The following is a 21,175-nucleotide window of genomic DNA, read 5'->3' as shown; positions in this document are numbered from 1 at the left end:
GGCGGTCAGCTGAGCCGACTCAGATGTCGAGGAAGCGAACGTCCTTGGCGTTGCGCTGGATGAAGGAGCGCCGGGCTTCGACGTCCTCACCCATCAGCACCGAGAACAGGTCGTCGGCCTGCGCGGCGTCGTCCAGGGTGACCTGGCCGAGCACGCGGTGGTCCACGTCCATCGTGGTGATGCGCAGTTCCTCGGCGTTCATCTCGCCCAGACCCTTGAAGCGCTGGATCGAGTCTTCCTTGATCCGCTTGCCGTTCTGCTTGCCGAGCTCGACCAGGGCGTCGCGCTCACGGTCCGAGTACGCGTACTCGAAGTCGTCGCGGCCCCACTTGATCTTGTACAGCGGCGGACGCGACAGGTACACGTGACCCGCCTCGACCAGCGGCCGCATGAAGCGGAACAGGAAGGTCAGCAGCAGGGTGTTGATGTGCTGGCCGTCGACGTCGGCGTCCGCCATCAGGATGATCTTGTGATAGCGGAGCTTCTCGATGTCGAAGTCCTCGTGCACGCCCGTGCCGAAGGCGCTGATCAGCGCCTGGACCTCGGTGTTCTGGAGGATCTTGTCGATGCGCGCCTTCTCGACGTTCAGGATCTTGCCGCGGATCGGCAGGATGGCCTGGTACATCGGGTTGCGGCCGGACTTGGCGGAGCCGCCGGCCGAGTCGCCCTCGACGATGAAGATCTCGCACTTCGTCGGGTCGTTGGACTGGCAGTCCGACAGCTTGCCCGGCAGCGAGGCGCTCTCCAGCAGACCCTTGCGACGGGTGAGGTCACGGGCCTTGCGGGCCGCGACGCGCGCCGTGGCCGCCTGGATCGACTTGCGGATGATGTCCGCGGCCTCGTTCGGGTTCCGGTCGAACCAGTCGTTGAGGTGCTCGTGCACGACCTTCTGCACGAAGGTCTTGGCCTCCGTGTTGCCCAGCTTGGTCTTCGTCTGGCCCTCGAACTGCGGCTCGCCCAGCTTCACCGAGATGATCGCCGTCAGACCCTCGCGGATGTCCTCGCCGGCGAGGTTGTCGTCCTTCTCGCGGAGGAACTTCTTCTCCCGCGCGTAGCGGTTGACCAGGCCGGTCATCGCCGCGCGGAAGCCCTCTTCGTGGGTGCCGCCCTCGTGCGTGTGGATCGTGTTCGCGAAGGAGTAGACCCCCTCGGTGTACTGCGAGTTCCACTGCATCGCGATCTCGACCGAGAGCATGCGCTCCTTGTCCTCGGCCTCGACGTCGATGACGGTCGGGTGGATCAGCTCGCCCTTGCGCGCGTTCAGGTACTTCACGAAGTCGACGATGCCGCCCTCGTAGTGGTACTTGACCGTCCGCGCCCGCTGGTCGTCGGTCTCCTCGGCGGTGTCCGCGCCCATCGTCGCCTTCGCCGACTCGCGCTCGTCCGTCAGCGAGAGGGTCAGGCCCTTGTTGAGGAAGGCCATCTCCTGGAAGCGGCGCGAGAGCGTCTCGAAGGAGTACTCGGTGGTCTCGAAGATGTCGCCGTCGGCCCAGAAGGTCACCGAGGTGCCCGTCTCGGACGTCTCCTCGTTCTTCAGCAGGGCCGCCGTCGGGACACCGAGCTTGTAGTCCTGGGTCCAGCGGAAACCGTCGGTCTTGACCTCGACCGCGACCTTGGTGGACAGGGCGTTCACGACGGAGACGCCCACGCCGTGCAGACCGCCGGAAACGGCGTAGCCGCCGCCGCCGAACTTGCCGCCCGCGTGCAGGACCGTCAGCACGACCTCGACGGCCGGCTTCCCCTCGGACGGCACGATGCCGACCGGGATACCGCGGCCGTTGTCGACCACGCGCACGCCGCCGTCGGCGAGGATCGTCACGTCGATGGTGTCCGCGTGCCCGGCCAGGGCCTCGTCGACCGAGTTGTCGACGACCTCGTACACGAGGTGGTGGAGCCCGCGCTCACCGGTCGAGCCGATGTACATGCCGGGCCGCTTGCGGACCGCGTCCAGGCCCTCGAGGACCTGGATGGCACTGGCGTCGTACGAGGACGTGACCTCGCCGTTCTGGCCGACTGTGGACTGGTTGTCGTTGGGGTTGCCGGAATCGGCCACGAAGCGCCCTTTCTGGCACAGCACAGGCCGTACTCCGGGCCGGCATGCATGCAAGCGGGAGCGGCTGCGTCGATCTGCGTTGTCAGCGGTGGTCAGCTTTACTCAACTGAATCCCGCGCGTGCGCGGGATTCTCGTTCAGTCTACCGGTATCACCCCCATGAATGGGCGTTTGCCGGTACCTGAGTCCGCATGTGCCGCCCGGAAACTCCTCTCTCCGACTCCCCATATCCGGGGAGGGGCTCAAAGAGGCTCACACGGGCATTGAGCGCTTCGGGCTGTCAACCTCCCGCTACCGTGAGGGACACCACCCGCGGAGCCGTCCGTACGGGTGACCGCCCGCCCCCTACTCACCCGTACGGGCGTGCGCGCGGGCAGGCGTACGAAAGCGCCCGCGCGCGGTCGGACCACGCCGGGTCGAGCTCGCCGGATCACCCGTAGGTGTCCCCCGGGCCGGTGCTCCCCGGCGCCCGCCAGGGCCCGTACCGCTTGGGCCCGCCACCCGGACCGTGGACCTTGATCAGCCGGACGGTGCCCTGCCCCAGGTCCGCGTTGAGCCGCGCCACCAGCTGCGGGGCCAGCAGCTTCAGCTGCGCCGCCCACGCCGAGGAATCGCAGCGCACCACCAGCTCGCGGTCCTCGTACCGGTCCGGCACGCAGTGCGTCGCGATGTCCTGGCCCACGATCTCCGGCCAGCGCTCCATCACGCCCGCCACCGCCATCGGCATCTCCCAGCCGCGCTCCGTGCGCAGCCGGTCCAAGGCCGCCATCAGCGGCATCGGGTCCCGGCCGTCCGCGCGGGCGCCCGAGCGCAGGCCCGGCTGGTAACGGCCCTTCTTGTTCTGCGCCGCGTTGCCACGGGCCCGCGCCTGCTCCCGCGCCGCCGCCAGCGCCTGGCGCGCCAGGTCCACGCCGGAGGGCTCGGCCGCCTTGCGCGGTGGCTCCGGGGGGGCCGGTTCCTGCTCCTTGCCGCTCACAGCCGGGTCACCTCTCCGCCGGACACCGCGAACCGGGTCCCGACCAGCACCCCGGGCACGTCGTCGTCGACGGCCGCCGTCACCAGCACCTGCTCGCCGGGGGCCACCAGCTCCGCCAGCCGCTCCCGGCGCCGCGCGTCCAGCTCCGCGAACACGTCGTCGAGGATCAGCACCGGCTCACTGCCCTCCGAGCGCAGCAGCTCGTAGGAGGCCAGCCGCAGGGCCAGCGCGTACGACCAGGACTCGCCGTGGCTCGCGTACCCCTTGGCCGGCAGCTCCCCGAGGCGCAGCACCACGTCGTCGCGGTGCGGGCCGACCAGGGTCACCCCGCGCTCGATCTCGCCCTTGCGCACCTCGGACAGGGAGCCGAGGAGGACCTCGTACAGCGCCTCGCGGGTGCGCGCCTCACCGCTGTCCACCTGCTCGCCCGCGGAGGACTTGTAGGCCACCCCCAGCGGGCCGCCGCCCGGGGCGAGCTGCTCGTACGCCTTGTCCGCCAGCGGCAGCAGCGTCGCGATCAGGTCGAGCCGGTGGGCCAGCAGCTCCGCGCCCGTGCGCGCCAGGTGCTGGTCCCACACGTCGAGGGTGGACAGGTCCATGGAGCGGCCGCCGTGCCGGCGGGCCATCGCCGCCGACTTCAGCAGGGTGTTGCGCTGCTTGAGCACCCGCTCGTAGTCCGAGCGGACGGCCGCCATGCGCGGCGAGCGCGCAGTGACCAGCTCGTCGAGGAAGCGGCGCCGCTCCCCGGGGTCGCCCTTGACCAGGGCCAGGTCCTCGGGGGCGAACAGCACCGTGCGCACGATCCCCAGGACGTCACGTGGTCTGACCTGGGAGGACCGGTTGATCCGGGCCCGGTTGGCGCGGCCCGGGTTCAGCTCCAGCTCCACGAGCTGCTGCCGCTCGCCCTGGGTGACGGCGGCCCTGATGACGGCGCGCTCGGCGCCCATCCGCACGAGCGGGGCGTCCGCGGAGACGCGGTGACTGCCCAGGGTCGCGAGGTAGCCGATCGCCTCGACGAGATTGGTCTTGCCCTGCCCGTTGGGGCCCACGAAAGCGGTGACGCCCGGGTCGAGGGGAACCTCGGCCCGGGCGTACGAGCGGAAGTCGGCCAACGAGAGATGCGAAACGTGCATGTGCGCCGACCTCCCCCGGCTTCCTGCTGCTCTGCCGTGCTCCGCTCCACAGGCTGTGCACATCCAGGCCGCGGCCTGTGGAGCTGCTGATCTGTGGATCTGTGAATCTGTGGAGCGGTTGTGGATTACTTCTTCTCGACCGCGTGACCGCCGAACTGGTTGCGCAGCGCGGCGATCATCTTCATCTGCGGGGAGTCGTCCTGGCGGGACGCGAAGCGCGCGAAGAGCGAGGCCGTGATCGCGGGCAGCGGCACGGCGTTGTCGATCGCGGCCTCGACCGTCCAGCGGCCCTCGCCCGAGTCCTGCGCGAAGCCGCGCAGCTGCTGCAGGTGCTCGTCCTCGTCCAGCGCGTTCACGGCCAGGTCCAGCAGCCAGGAACGGATGACCGTGCCCTCCTGCCAGGACCGGAAGACCTCGCGGACGTCGGTGACCGAGTCGACCTTCTCCAGGAGCTCCCAGCCCTCGGCGTAGGCCTGCATCATGGCGTACTCGATGCCGTTGTGGACCATCTTCGCGAAGTGGCCGGCGCCGACCTTGCCCGCGTGCACGGAGCCGAACTCGCCCTCGGGCTTGAGGGCGTCGAAGATCGGCTGGACCCGTGCGACGTGGTCCTTGGCGCCGCCGTACATGAGCGCGTAGCCGTTCTCCAGGCCCCATACGCCGCCGGAGACCCCGCAGTCGACGAAGCCGATGCCCTTGGTCGCCAGCTCCGCGGCGTGCTTCTCGTCGTCGGTCCATCGGGAGTTGCCGCCGTCGACCACGATGTCGCCGATCGAAAGCAGCTCGGCGAGCTCGTCGACGGTGGACTGGGTCGCCGCGCCCGCCGGGACCATCACCCACACCACGCGGGGGGCCTGCAGGCTGTCCACAAGTTCCCGCAGGCTGTGGACATCGGCGAGGTCCGGGTTGCGGTCGTATCCGATGACGGTGTGGCCGGCGCGGCGGATGCGCTCGCGCATGTTGCCGCCCATCTTGCCGAGACCGACGAGACCAAGCTCCATCAGGTGGTTCCTTTAGCGTTGTGGCCGTCTGTGCCGGGGTGCTCCCCGCCCGGGGACATCCCCCCGTGCCGAGCCTACGCCGGGCCGTGCCGCCCGGCGCCACGGGCACTCCGGGTGTCGGCCGCGAGGCGTCCGGGGGGCCGCGCACGAGGCTCCGTACGAGCCCCTGGGCGGCCGCTGCGGGCCACTGCGGAGCCGCTATGGGGCTGCGCGGGCGGGGAGGCGGAGCGCCCTCGGGCCCGGTCCCGCGTGGAGCGGGGCCGGGCCCGAGGGGCTTGCCGCGTCGTTTCCCGGTCTCAGCCGGAGAGGCGGACCGGCATGATCAGGTACTTGTACGCCTCGTCGGCCTCGGCGTCGACCGCCGGGCGGCCGCTGAGCAGCGCCGGCTTGGTGGACGTGGTGAAGCTCAGCTGCGCGGCCGGCGAGTCGATCGCGCTCAGGCCGTCCAGCAGGAAGGTCGGGTTGAAGGCGATCGAGATGTCGTCGCCCTCCAGCTTCGCGTCGACGCGCTCCACAGCCTGTGCGTCGTCGGAGGAGCCGGCCTCCAGGATCAGCACGCCCTGCTCGAAGCTGAGGCGGACCGGGGTGTTGCGCTCGGCGACCAGGGCCACGCGCTTGACGGCCTCGACGAACGGGGCGGTCTCGATCACGGCGACCGAGTTGAACTCCGTCGGGAAGAGCGTGCGGTACTTCGGCAGGTCGCCCTCGAGGAGGCGGGTGGTGGTGCGGCGGCCGGCGCCCTCGAAGCCGATGAGGCCCTCGCCCTGGCCGGAGCCCGACAGCGCGATGGTGACCGTGTCGCCGCTGGTGAGCGACTTGGCGGTGTCCAGGAGGGTCTTGGCGGGCACCAGGGCCACGGCCGAGGCCTCGGGGTCCTCGGGCTTCCACAGGAACTCGCGGACCGCGAAGCGGTAGCGGTCGGTGGAGGCCAGGGTGACCTTGTCGCCCTCGATCTCGATGCGGACACCGGTCAGCACCGGGAGCGTGTCGTCGCGGCCCGCGGCGATGGCGACCTGGGCGGCGGCGGAGGCGAAGACCTCGCCGGGCACGGTGCCGGTCGCGGTGGGCATGGTCGGCAGTGCCGGGTACTCCTCCACAGGCAGGGTGTGGAGTGTGAATCGCGAGGATCCGCAGACCACGGTCGCCCGTACACCGTCTGTGGAAATCTCCACCGGACGGTTGGGGAGGGCGCGGCAGATGTCGGCGAGCAGCCGGCCGGAGACCAGGACGGTGCCGTCCTCCTCGACGTCCGCCTCGACGGAGACCCGGGCCGAGACCTCGTAGTCGAAGCCGGAGAGGGACAGCTTGCCCTCCTCGGCCTTCAGCAGCAGGCCCGCGAGAACGGGCACCGGCGGCCGGGCCGGGAGGCTACGGGCAGCCCAGGCCACCGCCTCCGCGAGTACGTCGCGCTCCACCCGGATCTTCACCGGAAACCGCCTCCTGCTGTTGCTCGCTCGTCTGCCGGCCTTCGTCGTCGGCTCGTCGATGCCTCGACCGATGCCGGGGACCAGTCTGACGTACGGCGCCGACACTCGTCGCTGCTGCCGGTCAAGTCGGGAGCGAGGTGTAGGGGAGGGCGATCCACCGAGTTGTGCACAGGACCTGCTTGAAAACCGAAACCGGGCTAACTCTCTATGGGGGTAGTAGTAGGGCCTGTGGAAACGGTGGATAACAGTGTTTCCACAGGTCAGCCCGCGTTTTTTATGCACACACCCTGTGGGCGACACCGGTGGACAACCACGTGTCTCTGTGGAGAACGAAAACTTCTGCACAGGCCGTCCCCAGATGACCCCGAGTACTCCACAGGTGCGTCCCCAGGTTTTCCCGAGTACTCCACAACCCAAACGTCGACTTCGGTGTGACCGCTTTCACTCGGGGCGGTGATCGAGGGTTCCTCGTTGCCGAACAGTGGACAACGGTGTGGGGAAGTCGTCTGATCCTGTGCACAGGACCCGGGAAGCTGTGGACCGGCGGTGGACAACGCGGTGGACAGAGCTGTGGACGGATATTTCGTCCACAGCCTGTGGATAGTTGTTGCGCACAATTCCACAGGGGTCTGACCAGCCCTGATGGTGCCTCACACAAGGGCCCTGTGGACAGTCTTGTGGGCAGCGAACCCCGTCCCCAGGCTGTGGACGGAAGAAAGTCACCCAATCTGTGGATGAGTTGGCCCCAAGGGGGCGTATTCGAACAGGTTGGGGGCGCACGCACGAAGAAGGGCGCCCCCGAAGTGACCCGGAAGCGCCCTCTTGAAGCGTTTGGAAGGGCTCGGCAGCGCCCGTACGGCACGTCCACAGAGCCGGCGTCAGCCGTTCTTGATGCGGTTGGTGAGCTCGGTCACCTGGTTGTAGATGGAGCGGCGTTCCGCCATCAGAGCGCGGATCTTGCGGTCCGCGTGCATGACGGTGGTGTGGTCGCGGCCGCCGAACTGTGCCCCGATCTTGGGCAGCGAGAGGTCCGTGAGCTCCCGGCACAGGTACATGGCGATCTGCCGGGCGGTGACCAGCACGCGGCTGCGCGAGGAGCCGCACAGGTCGTCCACGGTCAGCCCGAAGTAGTCGGCTGTGGCGGCCATGATGTCCGTCGCCGTGATCTCGGGCGCACTGTCCTCGCCACCGGGGATCAGGTTCTTCAGTACGTCCTCGGTCAGGCCGAGGTCCACCGGCTGCCGGTTCAGGCTCGCGAAGGCCGTGACCCGGATCAGCGCCCCCTCCAGCTCGCGGATGTTGCGCGAGATGCGGGAGGCGATGAACTCCAGCACCTCCGGCGGGGCGTTGAGCTGCTCCTGTACGGCCTTCTTGCGCAGGATCGCGATACGGGTCTCCAGCTCGGGCGGCTGGACGTCGGTGATCAGACCCCACTCGAAGCGGTTGCGGAGCCGGTCCTCCAGGGTGACGAGCTGCTTGGGCGGCCGGTCGGAGGAGAGCACGATCTGCTTGTTGGCGTTGTGGAGCGTATTGAAGGTGTGGAAGAACTCCTCCTGCGTCGACTCCTTGCTCGCGAGGAACTGGATGTCGTCGACGAGCAGGATGTCCATCTCGCGGTAGCGCTTGCGGAACGCGTCGCCCTTGCCGTCGCGGATCGAGTTGATGAACTCGTTGGTGAACTCCTCGGAGCTCACGTACCGCACCCGGGTGCCGGGGTAGAGGCTCCGCGCGTAGTGCCCGATGGCGTGCAGCAGGTGCGTCTTGCCGAGGCCCGACTCCCCGTAGATGAAGAGGGGGTTGTACGCCTTGGCCGGCGCCTCGGCGACGGCCACCGCGGCCGCGTGCGCGAAGCGGTTGGAGGCGCCGATGACGAAGGTGTCGAAGAGGTACTTGGGGTTCAGCCGGGCGGTCGGCTCCAGCGGTCCCGAGGTGGAACCGCCGGACGGGGCCGAGGGCGCGGGCCGGCTGGGCGCCGGGCGCGGGGCGGACTGCTGCTCGTAGCCCTGCTGCTCGTACTGGCGGGAGGAGCGCTGCTGCTGACCCTCGTACTGCTGCTGCTCGTACTTCTGCTGTTCGTAGGAGCCCTGGTCGTAGGAGGAGGGCTCGGACTGCTGCATGTAGCCCGGCTGCGGGGAGGCGTACGGGTCGCGCTCGGGGAAGCCGCCGAGGCGGGGCTGCTGCCAGCCGTAGTCGTCCTGCTGGCCGCCGCGGGGCCAGGCGCCGGGCTCGGAGCGCGGTTGCTGGTAGTCCGGGTAGGCGGGGCGGGCGTTGGGGAGCTGGTCGTCGGACGGGCCGGTGTGGCCGCCGGGGCCCGTGTGACCCATGGGCCCGGTGTGCCCGCCGGAACGCTGGCCGCCGTACGGTTCGTAGCCGTCGCGGGAGGGACCCATCGACGCGGACGGGGCCGGGGGCGAGGGCTCGCCGGCGGAGTCGTCGACCGTGATGGCGATCCGGATGGGGCGGCCGCACTCACGGCTGAGGGCGTCGCTGATGAGTGGGGCGAGCCGGCCCTCGAGGACCCGCTTGCCGTACTCGTTGGGGACGGCAAGCAGCGCGGTGTCCGCCACCAGGGCCAGGGGCTGACAGCGCTCGACCCACTGCTTGTCCTTGGGCTCGATGCTGTTCTGTCCCTCCCCGAGGAGCTTTTCGAGCACCCTTGGCCACACTGCGGCAAGATCGGCAGGTACGTCAGCCACAGAGCACGCTCTCTCAGAGGGGGTCCCACGAATGTGTGGTTCTTTGGGACGGTCGGGACAAAAAATCCAGGGTCAGGCAACGGTAGTCAGGCCAGCGGGTACGGTTCAAGTCGTTGTCCACAGCCTGTGCACAGTGTGGGGCACCGTCGGCTCGGTTTGACCGGATGGCGTAGCCGCGCGTACCGTAACGAGGTCGAGTTGTCGATGGCTGCTGCCGCCTGCCTACCGATGGGCGAAGATCACTGGTTGTGATCGCTAGCGGTGCCACTCGGGCGAACACGCGAGTTTCCATTCCTTCGTGGGCGCACGGTGACAGCCAGGCGATGTCCCGCCACAACGATTTATTCTCTGGAGCCCCCGAGTGAGCAAGCGCACCTTCCAGCCGAACAACCGCCGTCGTGCCAAGACCCACGGCTTCCGCCTGCGGATGCGTACCCGTGCCGGTCGCGCGATCCTCGCGAACCGTCGTGGCAAGGGCCGCGCCGCCCTTTCCGCGTAACTGACGGGCGGATCGTGACGTCGTGCTGTCTCCCGAAAATCGGCTGAGGCGGCGCGAGGACTTCGCGAGCGCGGTACGTCGAGGTCGTCGGGCTGGTCGCCCGCTCCTCGTCGTCCACCTACGTACAAGCGGTGCAACGGACCCGCACGAGTCGGGGGAGATCGATCCCTCGGCGCGTGCGGGTTTCGTCGTCAGCAAGGCTGTCGGCATCGCCGTCGTACGCAACCGGGTCAAGCGCCGTTTGCGCCATCTCGTCCGCGAGCGGCTGTCTCAGCTGCCCGAAGGTAGCCTGATGGTGGTACGCGCTCTGCCCGGAGCGGGTGATGCCGGTCTCGACGAGCTGGCCCGGGACCTCGATGCCGCATTGCTGCGGCTCTTGGGAGGCGTGGCTCGATGAAGTACCCGCTGCTCGCATTGATCAAGCTGTACCAGTGGACGATCAGTCCGCTGCTCGGACCGGTGTGCCGCTACTACCCCTCGTGTTCGCACTACGGGTACACGGCCATCGACCGGCATGGTGCGGTGAAGGGGACGGCTCTGACCGCCTGGCGGATCCTGCGGTGCAATCCGTGGTCCCCGGGTGGCGTGGACCACGTCCCACCCCGGAAACGCCCGCGTTGGCACGAGCAGCTGCGCAGTGCGTTGCGTAGATCTCGCAATGCTCAAGGAGCCTGATTAGTGGACACGATTGCCAGTCTGTTCAGCTTTATTACCACGCCTGTCTCGTGGATCATCGTCCAGTTCCACAAGGTGTACGGCGCCATGTTCGGCGCCGACAGTGGCTGGGCCTGGGGCCTGTCCATCGTCTCCCTGGTGATCTTGATCCGCATCTGTCTGATCCCGCTCTTCGTGAAGCAGATCAAGGCGACGCGCGGCATGCAGGCGATCCAGCCGAAGATGAAGGCGATCCAGGAGCGCTACAAGAACGACAAGCAGCGTCAGTCCGAAGAGATGATGAAGCTGTACAAGGAGACGGGTACCAACCCGCTCTCCTCGTGCCTTCCCATCCTGGCGCAGTCCCCGTTCTTCTTTGCGCTCTACCACGTGCTCGCAGGCATCGCCAACGGCAAGCCGATCGGTGAGATCGACGGCCCGCTGCTGGAGAGCGCGCGTAACGCGCACATCTTCGGCGCCCCGCTGGCGTCCAAGTTCACGGACAGTGCGGACAAGGCCGCCGCTCTGAACGCCTCGATCACGGATGTGCGGATCGTCACCGCGATCATGATCGTGATGATGTCGCTGTCGCAGTTCTACACGCAGCGCCAGCTGATGCAGAAGAACGTCGACCTCTCGGTCAAGACGCCGTTCATGCAGCAGCAGAAGATGCTGATGTACGTCTTCCCCCTGATCTTCGCGTTCATGGGCATCAACTTCCCCGTCGGTGTCCTCGTCTACTGGCTGACCACGAACCTGTGGACCATGGGCCAGCAGATGTTCGTGATCAACCGGAACCCCACCCCGGGCAGCCTGGCCCAGGACCAGTACCTGACGCGCCTGCTGAAGCAGATCACCTCGCACGGCGAGCTCAAGAGCCGGGGCAAGAAGAAGATCGTCGCGGCGATCGTGGCCAAGGGCCCGGACCGCAACGACAACGAGCGCAAGTTCATCACCGGTCTGAGCAAGCAGGGCCTGGCCGCGCAGGCGGACGGCTCCGTGGCGAAGAGCGTCGAGGCGACCGTCGACTCCGATGCGGCCGGCGGCGGTGCCCAGAAGCGGCAGCAGCCCAAGCGGCAGTCGAAGTCGCAGCGTCAGACGCCCCCCAGCAAGCCCTCTCCCAAGAAGTAAGAAGGAGTCCCTCCCGTGACGGAAGGCACCACCACCGCCGCCGCTGAGAGTGGCGACACCCTGACCCGCCTCGAGCAGGAGGGTGAGATCGCGGCCGATTACCTTGAGGGTCTGCTGGACATCGCCGACCTGGACGGCGACATCGACATGGACGTCGAGGCCGACCGCGCCTCTGTCTCCATCGTCAGCGAGTCCGCGCGCGACCTGCAGAAGCTCGTGGGCCGCGACGGCGAGGTGCTGGAGGCTCTGCAGGAGCTGACCCGCCTCGCGGTGCACCGCGAGACCGGGGACCGCAGCCGGCTGATGCTGGACATCGGCGGCTTCCGGGCGAAGAAGCGCGAGGAGCTGACGGCGCTCGGCGCCAAGGCCGCGGAGGACGTGAAGACGTCCGGCGAGCCCCTGAAGCTGGAGCCGATGACCCCCTTCGAGCGGAAGGTCGTCCACGACGCCGTGGCCTCGGCCGGTCTGCGGAGCGAGTCCGAGGGCGAGGAGCCGCAGCGCTTCGTCGTCGTGCTTCCGGCCTGATCGGAAGCGTGAGTGTCCGGCCCCGTCTGTCTCGCAGGCGGGGCCGATCTTTGTCAGCCTGGCAGTGACGGCAGTCACGACGGTCACGACGGGTTTTCACAACCATGCGGTACGGAAGGACGGTCCCCGTGACGGAGGCAGCTGAGCTTCCCCCGATGCCCGAAGAAGCACCCGCGGCACCTGAAGAGGCGCGTGCGGTGTTCGGTGAGCATTTCCCGGAAGCTGTGCGGTACGCGGAGCTGCTGGCGGACGCGGGTGTCAAGCGGGGCCTGATCGGGCCGCGCGAGGTGCCGCGGCTCTGGGAGAGGCACCTGCTGAACTGTGCCGTGCTCTCGGAAGTGGTCCCTGAAGGCGTCACCGTGTGCGACGTGGGTTCGGGCGCCGGTCTCCCCGGCATTCCGCTGGCCCTGGTGCGCAGGGACCTGAAGATCACCCTGTTGGAGCCACTGCTGCGCCGCACGAACTTCCTCCAGGAGGTCGTGGAGCTGCTGGGGCTCGACCACGTGACGGTGGTGCGCGGGCGGGCCGAGGAAGTCCTCGGCAAGCTCCCGCCGGTGCACGTGGTGACGGCGCGCGCGGTGGCCCCGCTGGACCGGCTCGCCGGATGGGGCGTGCCCCTGCTGCGCCCGTACGGCGAGATGCTGGCGCTGAAGGGCGACACCGCGGAGGAGGAGCTGGTGGCGGCGAAGGTCGCGCTGACCAAGCTCGGTGTGGTGAAGACCTCGGTGCTGCACGTGGGCGAGGGGATCGTGGACCCGCTGTCCACCGTGGTGCGGGTCGAGGTCGGGGAGAGCCCCGGCGGGGTGCGGTTCGCGGCGAAGCGGGCCAAGGCCGCCCGTACGAGCCGTACGCGCCGGCGTCGTTGAGTCCCTCCCGGGCGGTGCTCGCAGCCGTATCTCAGGGGTGTTGAGCCCTATAGGTATGGATTTCGGAGTGTCGTAGCGGCCGGATGACTCCGTCCGGGCATCGTGTTTCACGTGAAACGTCGCTCTCTGCTGCACGGAATCATCAGCCGCGGTCGTGCGGCTACGTCCCCCCGTCTCCTCAAGGGTGAAGGGGGGACGGAGTTGTCCACATCGGTGGATTCATCCACAGGAGTACGGGCCCCGCTGGTTCGCCACCCCGGTGACATGGCAGGCTCTGTTCATCGCGAGCCTGATGCCGAGGAGAGTGACACCGTGCGGTCAGACGCCAACCTTGCGGGGCCGATGGCCGATCCGGTCCCCGGTCCCCGTTCTGAATCCCCGGGCGCCGATGTTTCACGTGAAACATCGGCCCCGCCCCTAGTGGACAACGAAGACACGCCCATCGGCCGGGCCGCCCAGATCGCGGTCGAGGCCCTGGGGCGTGCGGGTGAGGGCCTGCCCAGGCCCCCGAAGACCCGGATCATGGTGGTGGCCAACCAGAAGGGCGGCGTGGGCAAGACCACGTCGACCGTGAACCTGGCCGCATCCCTGGCCCTGCACGGTGCGCGGGTCCTGGTGGTCGACCTCGACCCGCAGGGCAATGCCTCCACGGCGCTGGGCATCGACCACCACGCGGACGTGCCGTCCATCTATGACGTGCTGGTCGACAGCCGCCCGCTGATGGAGGTCGTCCAGCCGGTGGCCGACGTGGAGGGGCTCTTCTGTGCGCCGGCCACGATCGACCTGGCGGGTGCCGAGATCGAGCTGGTGTCCCTGGTCGCACGGGAGAGCCGTCTCCAGCGGGCCATCCAGGCGTACGAGCAGCCGCTGGACTACATCCTGATCGACTGCCCGCCCTCGCTGGGCCTGCTCACGGTGAATGCCCTGGTCGCGGGCGCGGAGGTGCTGATCCCGATCCAGTGCGAGTACTACGCGCTGGAGGGGCTGGGTCAGCTGCTGCGCAACGTGGACCTGGTGCGGGCCCACCTGAACCCGACGCTGCACGTGTCCACGATCCTGCTGACGATGTACGACGGCAGGACCCGGCTGGCCTCGCAGGTGGCGGAGGAGGTGCGCACTCACTTCGGCAAGGAGGTGCTGCGCACGAGCATCCCGCGGTCGGTCCGCATCTCGGAGGCTCCGAGCTACGGTCAGACGGTGCTGACGTACGACCCGGGTTCCAGCGGTTCCCTCTCCTATCTGGAGGCAGCGCGGGAGATCGCGCTGCGCGGGGCCGGATTCCAGTACGACCCCCAGCACCCCCATCAGGGTGCGGGCATGAACAACACGCAGAGCATGGCGGAGGGGATCCAGTGAGTGAGCGACGTAGGGGGCTGGGGCGGGGGCTCGGCGCGCTGATTCCCGCGGCTCCCCAGGAGAAGGTGCCGCCGGTGATCGGTTCCGGGTCGACGTCTCCGTCGGCGGTGCCGGTGCTGCCGTCGGAGCGGGGCGTCGCCGCGGCGAAGCTGGCTTCGCTGGCGCAGGCCGATGTTTCACGTGAAACATCGCCGGTGTCCGCGCTCGTGAGCGTGCCGGAGCCGGTTGCCGCTCCGCAGGCGGGCGAGGTGGCGGGGGCCACGTTCGCGGAACTCCCGATGGACTCCATCACGCCGAACCCGCGGCAGCCGCGCGAGGTGTTCGACGAGGACGCGCTGGCCGAGCTGGTGACCTCCATCCAGGAGGTGGGTCTGCTCCAGCCGGTCGTGGTGCGCCAGTCCGGACCGGGCCGCTACGAGCTGATCATGGGCGAGCGGCGCTGGCGGGCGTGCCGGGAGGCCGGCCTGGACCGTATTCCGGCGATCATCCGGGCCACGGACGACGAGAAGCTGCTGCTGGACGCGCTCCTGGAGAACCTGCACCGGGCGCAGCTGAATCCCCTGGAGGAGGCGGCCGCGTACGACCAGCTGCTCCATGACTTCAACTGCACGCACGATCAGCTGGCGGACCGGATCGGGCGTTCCCGTCCGCAGGTGTCGAACACGCTGCGTCTGCTGAAGCTCTCCCCGCCCGTGCAGCGGCGGGTGGCGGCGGGTGTGCTCTCGGCGGGGCACGCGCGGGCGCTGCTGTCGGTGGACAACTCCGAGGAGCAGGACCGTCTGGCGCACCGGATCGTGGCCGAGGGGCTGTCGGTGCGTGCGGTCGAGGAGATCGTGGCGCTGCTGGGTGCGGAGTCGCCGAGTGCGGTGAAGCCGAAGGGTCCGCGAGCGGGTGCCCGGGTCGCGCCCGCGCTCAACGAGCTCGCGACGCGGTTGTCGGACCGGTTCGAGACGCGGGTGAAGGTCGATCTGGGCCAGAAGAAGGGCAAGATCACCGTCGAGTTCGCATCGATGGAGGACCTGGAGCGGATTCTGGGGACCCTGGCGCCGGGCGAGGGCCGGGTGCTGGACCAGGGCGCTGCCGGGGAGTAACCCACAGTCTGGGGGCGGGTCGTGCCGGTGTGAGCCGGTGCGGCCCGCCCCTTTGCCTTGTCGCGGTTTCGGGTGATTCGAGCTGTGGATACGATGCGGTCATGGGTCGTCGGCTGGTACCGCTCACGCTGGACAACCTTCAAGACCTGCCCCGGCGTTGCCGGTCCTGTGTCTTCTGGGAGCTGGACCCCGTCAGCGGTGAGGCCGCCGTGAAGGCGGGGAACCCTGCTGAGGAGAAGGAGGCGTGGATCTCCGCCGTCCTCCTGGAGTGGGGCTCGTGCGGCCGGGTGGTCTACGTGGACGAGGTTCCCGTGGGGTTCGTTCTGTACGCGCCGCCGGCATACGTGCCGCGTGCGACCGCGTTCCCGACCAGCCCGGCGTCCCCGGATGCCGTACTGCTCATCACCTCGTGGATCATGCCGGGGTATCAGGGGCAGGGGCTGGGGCGGGTGATGGTCCAGACGGTGGCGAAGGATCTGCTGCGCAGGGGGTTCCGGGCGATCGAGGCGTTCGGTGACGCCCGGTGGGACGGTCCGGCCTGTCTGCTGCCGGCTGACCATCTGCTGGCCGTGGGCTTCAAGACGGTACGCCCGCATCCGACGCGTCCCCGGCTGCGGCTGGAGCTGCGGTCCACGCTGTCGTGGAAGGAAGACGTGGAACTGGCGCTGGACCGGTTGCTGGGTGCGGCCCGGAAGGAGCCGGCGCTGCGTCCGCTGTGAGACGGGGAGCGGTCCTGTTCCGGACCGGCCGGGCATGCGAACGGGGCCGCCCCTGGCTGGGGGCGGCCCCGTTGTCACGCGAGGGCGTCCGTTGCCGGACGCGGGTGCGTCAGCCCTTGATGGTGACGAAGCCGTCGAGGTCGCGGAGGATGGCGGCCTTCGGCTTGGCGCCGACGATCGTCTTGACGACATCGCCGCCCTGGTAGACGTTCAGGGTCGGGATGGACATGACGCCGTACTTGGCCGCCGTCTCCGGGTTCTCGTCGATGTTGAGCTTGACGATCTCGATCTCGTCGCCGTATTCGGCGGCGATGGCCTCGAGGGAGGGGGCGATCTGGCGGCACGGACCGCACCAGGCGGCCCAGAAGTCCACCAGGACGGGCTTGGTGCTCTTGAGGACGTCGTCATCGAAGCTTGCGTCGGTGACGGTCTTGAGGGTGCCGGCCACAGCGGCCTCCTTCTTTTCCTGCGGGGAGTGGGGTGTGGTGCTGCTTGAGGGTGTCAGACCGCTGCGTGCGCCTTCTCGGCGTCCGCGAGGGCGGCGAGGAAGCGCTCGGCGTCGAGGGCCGCGGAGCAACCCGTGCCCGCGGCGGTGATGGCCTGACGGTAGGTGTGGTCGACCACGTCGCCCGCGCCGAACACACCGGTGAGGCTGGTGCGGGTGGAGGGGGCGTCGACCCTGAGGTAGCCCTCGGCGTCGAGGTCGAGCTGGTCCTTGAACAGCTCGGTGCGCGGGTCGTGGCCGACGGCGATGAAGAGCCCGGTCACGGGCAGCGCGGAGGTCTCACCGGTCTTGGTGTTGCGCAGGGTGAGACCCGTGAGCTTCTGCTCGCCGTGGATCTCCGCGACCTCGCTGTCCCAGGCGAACGAGATCTTCGGGTCGGCGAAGGCGCGGTCCTGCATGGCCTTGGAGGCGCGCAGCGAGTCGCGGCGGTGGACGATCGTGACGGACTTGGCGAACCGGGAGAGGAAGGTGGCTTCCTCGATCGCGGTGTCGCCGCCGCCGATCACGGCGATGTCGTGGTCCTTGAAGAAGAATCCGTCGCAGGTCGCGCACCAGGAGACGCCGCGGCCGGAGAGGGCGTCCTCGTTGGGCAGGCCGAGTTTGCGGTGCTGGGAGCCGGTGGTCACGATCACGGCCTTGGCGCGGTGCACGGTGCCGGCGGTGTCGGTGACGGTCTTGATCTCGCCGGTGAGGTCCACGGCCACGACGTCGTCGGGGATCAGCTCGGCGCCGAAGCGCTCGGCCTGGCCGCGCATGTTGTCCATGAGGTCCGGCCCCATGATGCCGTCCTGGAAGCCGGGGAAGTTCTCCACCTCGGTGGTGTTCATCAGCGCGCCACCGGCGGTGACGGCGCCTTCGAAGACCAGGGGCTTGAGCGAAGCGCGTGCGGTGTACAGGGCGGCCGTGTAACCGGCCGGCCCGGAGCCGATGATGATCACGTTTCGTACGTCGCTCACGGGTTGATTCCTCGTCTCTGCGGACTGCCTGCTGCCTACCGGGGGGCCGGTGTGGACTCTCACCCCACCCAACGGATCCTACGGCGCCTGCATTCCCGAGTTGTCCCCCCGGCCTTCCGGGTCTGTCAGCTCCTGGGATAGGTGCTGGTGAGCAGGGGCTTTCCGGGATCGGCCGAGGGGTCGGTGGCGCAGGCGGAGCCGATGAGATAGGCGTCCACGGAGGCGGGGTTCCCGGGGTGGGGCAGGACGACGAGGAAGACGTCCTTGCCCTCGTAGGTGCCGGACTCGAAGCCCAGCGGGGTCTCGGTGCGGCCGGTGGCCTGCAGGACGCAGGCGGGTGCCCCGGGATCCCTGCCGTCGGCCGGGGCGGCGCTCGGTTCGGACGCGGGGCTGTTCTCCACTCCGAAGGTGTTGTTCCGCTCCCCCGCCGCCTTGTCTCCCCGGGCGGAGGACGCGAGAAGGTCGCGCACCGTGCCGGGGAGCCCCTGCGCCGTGTACTCGGGCGAGCCGGACCTGGACCGTGCGGTGGATGTGTCGCTCAGCAGGGAGTCCTGCCCGGTGCGGTCGCCTGACGTCAGACCGAACACCAGGGCTCCGGCGGCGCACGCTGCGAGCAGTCCGCCCGCGAGAGCGATCCGGCGGCGTGCGCGACGGCGCCCGGGGCCGGTTGGGCCGGTCGGGTGACCGGAGGGCCGCAGGGCTCCGCCGGGACCGAGGGGGTCGGGGGCGGTTTCACGTGAAACATCGGGGCCGGGGCCCCCGTCGGCGGCCCGGGCCGGTCCGGCCGGTCCGGCGGGTTCGGTGGGTCCGGGCTCCCCGTGCGGGGTGGTGGCGTCGAGGAGCGCTTCGGCGGCGAGGGCCGCGTCGATCCGGCCGGCGATGTCGACGGGCATCCGGGCGGGACCGGGGAGGGTGCCGAGCAGGGCCCGGATCTCCTCGAGGGAGGCACGGACGTCCGCGCACAGGGGGCAGCCGCCGAGATGGCTGCGCACCTCCGCCGTGCGGGACGGGGAGAGGAGGCCTTCCGCCAGCTCGGAGATCTCCGAGACGTCGGGGTGCCCGATCGTGCCGGTCGCGCCGGTTGGGGGATTCACGCTCGTCCACCTCCGCCCTTCACTGCTTTGGGATCCGGGGTCCGGTCCCCGCGGTCTGCCGCCGGTGGGACGGTTGTCCCCGGTGTCCGGTTCCTTCCCCGCTCGGTATCGGTGTTATCCCCGGTATGCGTGCGCAGATGAGTGAGGAGCGGGACGAGTTTCGCCCTGCCGCGGGCGCAGCGGCTCTTCACGGTGCCGACGGGGACGTCGAGGACGGCGGCGGCCTCGGCGACGGGGTAGCCCTGCATGTCGACGAGGACCAGAGCGGCCCGCTGATCGGCCGGGAGGGTGCTCAGGGCGGCCAGTAGCTGCCGGTGGAGGTCCTGGCGCTCCGCGGGTGCCTCGGCGGACTCGTGGGGCTCCAGAAGGCGCTCCAGGCGGTCCGTGTCGTCGATCGGGGAGGTCCTGCGGGAGGCCGCCTTGCGGGCCCGGTCCAGGCAGGCGTTCACGGTGATGCGGTGCAGCCAGGTCGTGACGGCGGATTCGCCGCGGAAGGTGTGGGCGGCCCGGTAGGCGGAGACGAGGGCGTCCTGCACGGCGTCGGCGGCTTCCTCCCGGTCGCCGAGGGTGCGCAGGGCCACGGCCCACAGCCGGTCCCGGTGCCTGCGCACGAGCTCACCGAAGGCATTCGGGTCTCCGGCGGCGTGCAGCGACAGGAGTTCCCGGTCGCTGCGGCCGCCGGGTGTGGCTTCGTCCAACGCTGGGCCCCTCCCCCTGCCGTCCGTCAGCCCGTGAACTTCACGTCCGTGATGGCCTGCTTGAACCCCGCTCCGCTGTACGTGTCGCTGCCGGCTTGCGGCATCGCCGTGATCCAGACGACGACGTAGCGCGTTGTGACCGGTGCGTCGGTGGTCGCCTTGAGCGTGCTGTCCGACGTGGTGCTGGTCGCGATCTTCTTCATGGAGCCGACCGGGGTCGACGAGGACATGGAGTTGGCCGCGTAGAGCGTGACGGTCGTGTGGTTGCCGGCGTACTTCAGCGCTATCGAAGCGCCGTTGACCGCTTGCTCGGAGCCGAGATCGTAGACGATGCCGACGCCGGCCTTGTAGTCCTGCGCCATCGCGGGGCCGTCGCGGAAGCTCTTGGTGCGCCAGTAGGTGGTGGCGTCACCGTCGAAGGTGTTCCCCACGTTGCCGGCGTCCTGGGCCACGCCGTCGGGGTAGTACTCCTGCGCGCCCTTGATGGAGAGGAGCGTGGGCTCCTTCTTCTCCGGGGCGTCGTCGGCCTTCTCGTGCGTGGTCTGACTGCCGCTGGTGCTGCCCTGGTTGTTGCGGTTGAGCAGGGTGTCGGCGAGCTGCCAGCTGCCCAGCCCGAGGGCGGCGATCAGCAGGGCCGCGACGCCCCACTTGAGGACGCGGCCGGTCCGGCTCTGCAGGGGCGGCGGCGGGGGGACGACGGTGAGGACCTGCGCGGTGGGCATGCCGGGGCCCTGGGGCCTGCCGTAGCTGCCCTGCTGGTAGGTGGTGTGCTGGTACTCCGGAGGCGCCGTGAACGTGGGCTCCGGCGGCCGGATGCGGGGCATCGCGGCCACGGCCTTGGAGAGCTCCTCCGGGGTGGTGCAGGCGGGTTCCTGCCGCGAGGCGGTGGCCCCGTCGTTGGCGAGGGCGCGCATGGCCAGCTCGCCCAGACCCCGGTGCACGCCCGCGCGGACCTGGTCGGGGGCGATCAGGCCGACGCCCTTGGGCAGGCCGGTGAGGCCGTAGGCGTCGTTCTCGTACGGCCAGCGCTGGGTCAGCGAGGCGTACAGCAGAGCGCCGATGGCCTCGGTGTCCGCGCGCTGCGGGGTCTCGCTGGTGATGCCGCGCAGGGCGGCGTTCACGGCGAGGCCGCGGATGCGGTACTGGCCCGTGGAGGTGCGCAGTATCGCGCTGGGCGTCAGGCGCAGGTGCGCGAGGCCCTCGCGGTGTGCGGCGGCCATGGCCTGGGAGACCTGGCTGACGAGCTGGTAGGCCTCGTGCGGCTCCATGGGGCCCACGGCGAGGACCGCGGTGAGCTCCGTGGCGTCGGGCAGCCACTCGTGGACGACGTAGACGAGGTCGTTCTCCTCGACGGCGTCGAGGACCTGGACGAACCGGGGGTCGCCGAGCAGGGCCGATGAACGGGCGGCGGCCAGGACGGAGCGGGCCCGCGGGTGGTCGGCGGGCAGCAGGTGCACGCCCACGGCCCGGCGCAGCTTCTCGTCCATCGCGCGCCAGCTGCTGAATCCGTCCAGACGGGTGACGCACTCTTCGAGCCGGTAGCGTCTGGCCAGTTTGTGGCCGCTGTGCAGCTCGGGTGCGGCCGTGGGCGCGGCAGCGGGTGCCGCGTCCCTGCGATCGCCGTCCTTCTCGGGCATGGTTCCGTCCGCGGCTTGTCCGTTCTGGGTGTCCACCCCGTCGGCCGTGGCCTGGGCCGTCTCCGCGGCCAGCGGCTCGTCGCCGCTGTTGTCGGCCACGTCGACGGCAGCCGTGCTACGTTCCGCCACCGTCGTCCCCGCCTCCCCATCCGTTGCGCG

Annotated in this window: 19 protein-coding genes and 2 pseudogenes; 9 read left to right on the top strand and 12 right to left on the bottom strand. The window is 69.6% G+C overall.

What is annotated here, in order from left to right; translation table 11 throughout:
• Positions 1–19: 19 nt before the first annotated feature.
• The 7 genes and pseudogenes from gyrB to dnaA (OG435_RS50715) form a co-directional block, all read right to left on the bottom strand.
• Positions 20–2,077, bottom strand: coding sequence for a DNA topoisomerase (ATP-hydrolyzing) subunit B (gene gyrB / locus OG435_RS23135; protein ID WP_323187884.1), 2,058 nt, complete (start codon positions 2,075–2,077; stop codon positions 20–22).
• 405 nt (positions 2,078–2,482) lie between these two features.
• Entirely contained in the window at positions 2,483–3,028 is a 546-nt protein-coding gene (locus OG435_RS23130) for a DUF721 domain-containing protein (protein WP_266879300.1), read from the bottom strand.
• Complete coding sequence (recF, locus tag OG435_RS23125; RefSeq protein ID WP_266879298.1) at positions 3,025–4,161, bottom strand: DNA replication/repair protein RecF; 1,137 nt, start codon at positions 4,159–4,161, stop codon at positions 3,025–3,027. The genes OG435_RS23130 and recF overlap by 4 nt, the downstream gene beginning before the upstream one ends.
• 125 nt (positions 4,162–4,286) lie before the next feature.
• The gene (gene gnd / locus OG435_RS23120; RefSeq protein ID WP_266879296.1) at positions 4,287–5,162 is read right to left on the bottom strand and encodes a phosphogluconate dehydrogenase (NAD(+)-dependent, decarboxylating); all 876 of its coding nucleotides are present in this window, start codon (positions 5,160–5,162) and stop codon (positions 4,287–4,289) included.
• 296 nt (positions 5,163–5,458) lie between these two features.
• On the bottom strand, positions 5,459–6,589 hold the full coding sequence (gene dnaN / locus OG435_RS23115) for a DNA polymerase III subunit beta (RefSeq protein ID WP_243331110.1): 1,131 nt from the start codon (positions 6,587–6,589) through the stop codon (positions 5,459–5,461).
• Positions 6,590–7,467: 878 nt separating this feature from the next.
• Positions 7,468–8,874: pseudogene (gene dnaA / locus OG435_RS23110) on the bottom strand (chromosomal replication initiator protein DnaA); the annotation flags it as partial.
• Between the two features lie 120 nt (positions 8,875–8,994).
• Positions 8,995–9,285, bottom strand: a pseudogene (gene dnaA / locus OG435_RS50715) (chromosomal replication initiator protein DnaA); the annotation flags it as partial.
• Between the two features lie 361 nt (positions 9,286–9,646).
• On the opposite strand from dnaA (OG435_RS50715), the gene rpmH reads away from it, so the two are divergent.
• The 9 genes from rpmH to OG435_RS23065 all read left to right on the top strand — a co-directional run bounded on the left by rpmH (position 9,647) and on the right by OG435_RS23065 (position 16,126).
• Positions 9,647–9,784: a 50S ribosomal protein L34 gene (rpmH, locus tag OG435_RS23105; RefSeq protein ID WP_008741645.1), complete on the top strand. Its 138-nt coding sequence runs from the start codon at positions 9,647–9,649 to the stop codon at positions 9,782–9,784.
• Positions 9,785–9,806: 22 nt separating this feature from the next.
• Positions 9,807–10,181: a ribonuclease P protein component gene (gene rnpA, locus OG435_RS23100; protein ID WP_266879294.1), complete on the top strand. Its 375-nt coding sequence runs from the start codon at positions 9,807–9,809 to the stop codon at positions 10,179–10,181.
• A complete protein-coding gene (gene yidD / locus OG435_RS23095; RefSeq protein WP_076043740.1) occupies positions 10,178–10,459 on the top strand; it encodes a membrane protein insertion efficiency factor YidD in 282 nt (93 codons plus the stop codon). The genes rnpA and yidD overlap by 4 nt, the downstream gene beginning before the upstream one ends.
• A 3-nt stretch (positions 10,460–10,462) precedes the next feature.
• The gene (gene yidC / locus OG435_RS23090; RefSeq protein ID WP_266879292.1) at positions 10,463–11,569 is read left to right on the top strand and encodes a membrane protein insertase YidC; all 1,107 of its coding nucleotides are present in this window, start codon (positions 10,463–10,465) and stop codon (positions 11,567–11,569) included.
• Positions 11,570–11,584: 15 nt separating this feature from the next.
• The gene (locus tag OG435_RS23085; protein ID WP_266879290.1) at positions 11,585–12,094 is read left to right on the top strand and encodes a protein jag; all 510 of its coding nucleotides are present in this window, start codon (positions 11,585–11,587) and stop codon (positions 12,092–12,094) included.
• Positions 12,095–12,249: 155 nt separating this feature from the next.
• A complete protein-coding gene (gene rsmG / locus OG435_RS23080) occupies positions 12,250–12,960 on the top strand; it encodes a 16S rRNA (guanine(527)-N(7))-methyltransferase RsmG (RefSeq protein WP_266879288.1) in 711 nt (236 codons plus the stop codon).
• A 264-nt stretch (positions 12,961–13,224) separates the two neighbouring features.
• Positions 13,225–14,316 carry a ParA family protein gene (locus OG435_RS23075; RefSeq protein ID WP_266879286.1) on the top strand — a complete coding sequence of 364 codons (1,092 nt, stop codon included), beginning with the start codon at positions 13,225–13,227 and terminating at the stop codon, positions 14,314–14,316.
• Entirely contained in the window at positions 14,313–15,407 is a 1,095-nt protein-coding gene (locus OG435_RS23070) for a ParB/RepB/Spo0J family partition protein (protein ID WP_266879285.1), read from the top strand. The genes OG435_RS23075 and OG435_RS23070 overlap by 4 nt, the downstream gene beginning before the upstream one ends.
• A 101-nt stretch (positions 15,408–15,508) precedes the next feature.
• On the top strand, positions 15,509–16,126 hold the full coding sequence (locus tag OG435_RS23065) for a GNAT family N-acetyltransferase (RefSeq protein WP_266879283.1): 618 nt from the start codon (positions 15,509–15,511) through the stop codon (positions 16,124–16,126).
• Between the two features lie 109 nt (positions 16,127–16,235).
• Here OG435_RS23065 and trxA read toward each other — a convergent pair whose 3' ends face one another.
• The 5 genes from trxA to OG435_RS23040 form a co-directional block, all read right to left on the bottom strand.
• Positions 16,236–16,574 carry a thioredoxin gene (gene trxA / locus OG435_RS23060; protein WP_266879281.1) on the bottom strand — a complete coding sequence of 113 codons (339 nt, stop codon included), beginning with the start codon at positions 16,572–16,574 and terminating at the stop codon, positions 16,236–16,238.
• Between the two features lie 53 nt (positions 16,575–16,627).
• Positions 16,628–17,587 carry a thioredoxin-disulfide reductase gene (gene trxB / locus OG435_RS23055; RefSeq protein WP_266879279.1) on the bottom strand — a complete coding sequence of 320 codons (960 nt, stop codon included), beginning with the start codon at positions 17,585–17,587 and terminating at the stop codon, positions 16,628–16,630.
• A gap of 125 nt (positions 17,588–17,712) precedes the next feature.
• Entirely contained in the window at positions 17,713–18,681 is a 969-nt protein-coding gene (locus OG435_RS23050) for an anti-sigma factor family protein (protein ID WP_266879277.1), read from the bottom strand.
• Positions 18,678–19,379, bottom strand: a complete 702-nt coding sequence (gene sigM, locus OG435_RS23045) for an RNA polymerase sigma factor SigM (RefSeq protein WP_266879275.1) — start codon at positions 19,377–19,379, stop codon at positions 18,678–18,680. Before sigM ends, OG435_RS23050 begins: the two co-directional genes overlap by 4 nt.
• A 26-nt stretch (positions 19,380–19,405) precedes the next feature.
• Positions 19,406–21,145: a protein kinase family protein gene (locus tag OG435_RS23040; protein ID WP_266879273.1), complete on the bottom strand. Its 1,740-nt coding sequence runs from the start codon at positions 21,143–21,145 to the stop codon at positions 19,406–19,408.
• Between the last annotated feature and the right edge of the window lie 30 nt (positions 21,146–21,175).

It is taken from the genome of Streptomyces sp. NBC_01264, from assembly GCF_026340675.1.
Classification (GTDB): Bacteria; Actinomycetota; Actinomycetes; order Streptomycetales; family Streptomycetaceae; genus Streptomyces.
This window is presented reverse-complemented; position numbering and strand designations above follow the sequence as displayed.

Excerpts from the sequence above, each read along its gene's own strand:
- yidD (WP_076043740.1), top strand. The coding sequence starts at position 10,178 with ATGAAGTACCCGCTGCTCGCATTGATCAAGCTGTACCAGTGGACGATC.
- recF (WP_266879298.1), bottom strand. The coding sequence starts at position 4,161 with ATGCACGTTTCGCATCTCTCGTTGGCCGACTTCCGCTCGTACGCCCGG.
- OG435_RS23075 (WP_266879286.1), top strand. The coding sequence starts at position 13,225 with ATGGCAGGCTCTGTTCATCGCGAGCCTGATGCCGAGGAGAGTGACACC.
- OG435_RS23065 (WP_266879283.1), top strand. The coding sequence starts at position 15,509 with ATGGGTCGTCGGCTGGTACCGCTCACGCTGGACAACCTTCAAGACCTG.
- rsmG (WP_266879288.1), top strand. The coding sequence starts at position 12,250 with ATGCCCGAAGAAGCACCCGCGGCACCTGAAGAGGCGCGTGCGGTGTTC.
- gnd (WP_266879296.1), bottom strand. The coding sequence starts at position 5,162 with ATGGAGCTTGGTCTCGTCGGTCTCGGCAAGATGGGCGGCAACATGCGC.